Origin of the sequence: Planktothrix sp. FACHB-1355 (assembly GCF_014748295.1) — a bacterium.
In the GTDB taxonomy this organism is placed as follows: Bacteria; Cyanobacteriota; Cyanobacteriia; order Cyanobacteriales; family Aerosakkonemataceae; genus Aerosakkonema; species Aerosakkonema funiforme_A.
The window spans coordinates 1-1,989 of the sequence record NZ_JACJUP010001236.1 but is presented as its reverse complement, the minus strand read 5'-3'; the positions used below and the strand labels follow the sequence as shown (position 1 = coordinate 1,989).

At 44.6% G+C, this 1,989-nt stretch carries 4 protein-coding genes; 2 read left to right on the top strand and 2 right to left on the bottom strand.

Annotated elements, in window-relative coordinates:
- Positions 1 to 555 (top strand): ribulose-phosphate 3-epimerase (rpe, locus tag H6S82_RS31140; RefSeq protein WP_191057329.1); only part of this gene is annotated, 555 nt, incomplete at its 5' end.
- Positions 556 to 685: 130 nt separating this feature from the next.
- Here rpe and H6S82_RS31135 read toward each other — a convergent pair.
- Positions 686 to 874 carry a CsbD family protein gene (locus H6S82_RS31135; RefSeq protein WP_190464146.1) on the bottom strand — a complete coding sequence of 63 codons (189 nt, stop codon included), beginning with the start codon at positions 872 to 874 and terminating at the stop codon, positions 686 to 688.
- A 184-nt stretch (positions 875 to 1,058) separates the two neighbouring features.
- Here H6S82_RS31135 and H6S82_RS31130 point away from each other — a divergent pair, with 184 nt between their 5' ends.
- Entirely contained in the window at positions 1,059 to 1,211 is a 153-nt protein-coding gene (locus H6S82_RS31130; RefSeq protein ID WP_190464145.1) for a hypothetical protein, read from the top strand.
- A 210-nt stretch (positions 1,212 to 1,421) separates the two neighbouring features.
- On the opposite strand, the gene H6S82_RS31125 is transcribed toward H6S82_RS31130, so the two are convergent.
- Positions 1,422 to 1,989, bottom strand: a 568-nt coding sequence (locus H6S82_RS31125) for a hypothetical protein (protein WP_206756919.1), incomplete at its 5' end; no start/stop codon positions are given.

Below are 1,989 nucleotides of genomic sequence, written 5' to 3'. Positions count from 1 at the left end.
ATTACGATCGGTCCGCTGATTGTGGAAGCGATTCGCCCGGTGACGAAAAAGCCTCTGGATGTCCACTTGATGATTGTGGAACCTGAGAAGTATGTGGAGGAATTCGCTAAGGCTGGTGCTGATATTATCTCGGTTCACGCCGAGCATAATGCTTCTCCTCATTTGCACCGGACTCTGGGACAAATCAGGGAGTTGGGTAAGCAGGCGGGTGTGGTACTCAATCCTTCTACTCCTTTGGAGTTGATTGAGTATGTGCTGGAACTTTGCGATTTGATTCTGATTATGAGTGTTAACCCCGGTTTTGGCGGTCAAAGTTTCATTCCGGCTGTGGTGCCGAAAATCCAGAAGCTGCGCCAAATGTGCGATGAACGGGGTCTCGATCCTTGGATTGAGGTGGATGGCGGTTTGAAGGGTAGCAATACCTGGCAGGTTTTGGAAGTTGGCGCTAATGCGATCGTCGCAGGTTCGGCGGTGTTTAAGGCGAAGGATTACGCTGATGCGATCGAAGGTATTCGCAATAGCAAGCGTCCGACTCCTGAATTAGTGACTGTCTAAATATAGATGGTTTTTTGACCGTAAAAATAAGTCAGGCATGGAATTTCTTTTCCTGTCTGACTTATTTTTTTTGCACAATATCCTAAGATTATGTAGTTTATGCACTTGGCAGATCCAAGTCTGGAAAAGATTACATCTTGTCAATAAAGTTTTTGGCTTTGTCTTTGAGGTTTTCTACGGTGTGCATAGCTTCAGCTTGTATTTGCTTGGCTTTGCCTTCGGCTTTGTGTTTGGGATTGTCCGTAATATTACCTAACACCTCTTGTGCTTTACCTTCAATATTTTTGGCGATCGCTTTGGCTTTGTCTTGCAAGCTCATATTGCTTCTCCTTGGTTTTTTGTGAGTAAATACTTAAACAGCTATTACAACTTTATTAGTTGTTATTTACAAAATTGTATTCAAGATAACATAAATTTAATCTGTTTATCTGCCCGCAGAGATATGCGATCGCAGTCAACCCCTGTATGCTTCAGAGCTTTAGGGTTAAGATCGATCGAAAGAAATGACAGGAGCTTTTTCGGTGCTAGAAGTTCTGGGTGGTTTGCTGTTTGGGACGGCGCTATTTGGAGGTAGTGCTGCGGGTGTTGCTGTTTCTGGCGTTTTAGGCAATCTTTCTCTAACCAAGCTTTTTATAAGCTCGATCGACAAAGCATAGCAGGTGATAGCAAAGATTTGCTCTTTGCTAAATTAGCCAAATTTAGCAAAGAGGTTGTGGGTATTGCACAATACGATGGCAATCATGTTTTTGCTACTAAAATAATGGATCGAATATCGATTCAAGACAAGTGAGCTATGAAAGCATAATAATTTTTAGCCAAACACAAAGAAACCCGGTTTCTTGAAGAAACCGGGTTTCTAAATCTTTCTAATCCAGAAAACCCATCAAATCTTGACCGGCGTCAATATCATTTGAGGCTACCGGACGCTCGCCAAAATTTAAAATGGTTTCGCTAATTTTGAGGGTGCTGGCGGTAACTGGACGAATACCAGAAAAGTTGATCGTCTCGACCACTGTCAGTCCGCTGGACATAATGGGACGAATCCCACCCATGTTGACTGTTTCGGTAACTTTCAGGTGGCTGGATTCTACAGGACGAATGCCTGCGCTGCGGAATGTTTCGCTAATGGCAAGGTTAGCTGTGCCGATCGGACGATCGCCAGGTAAAGGCGCTAGGGATTGGGACTCTGGAGATTCCGGAACTGAGAGTGCGAGCGCTTGCGATCCGTTCGTTGTATTCTGGCTGTCTTTGGCTTCAACAGTATCTGCTGGCATAGTTTTTTGCTCTTTAGTTTTGGAACTCTTCTCACTCCGGGTGCCGTTGCTGGTGGCAGTGTCCTTCACTTCGGCAGTGCTGCTAACACTCATGGCTAACACCTCTGGATTTTTTAGTGACTTTGCTAATGACTGGGGACAACCCTTGTTTCGGATTTCC

Coding starts and splice junctions, on each gene's coding strand:
- H6S82_RS31135 (WP_190464146.1), bottom strand. CDS start 874: ATGAGCTTGCAAGACAAAGCCAAAGCGATCGCCAAAAATATTGAAGGT.
- H6S82_RS31130 (WP_190464145.1), top strand. CDS start 1,059: ATGACAGGAGCTTTTTCGGTGCTAGAAGTTCTGGGTGGTTTGCTGTTT.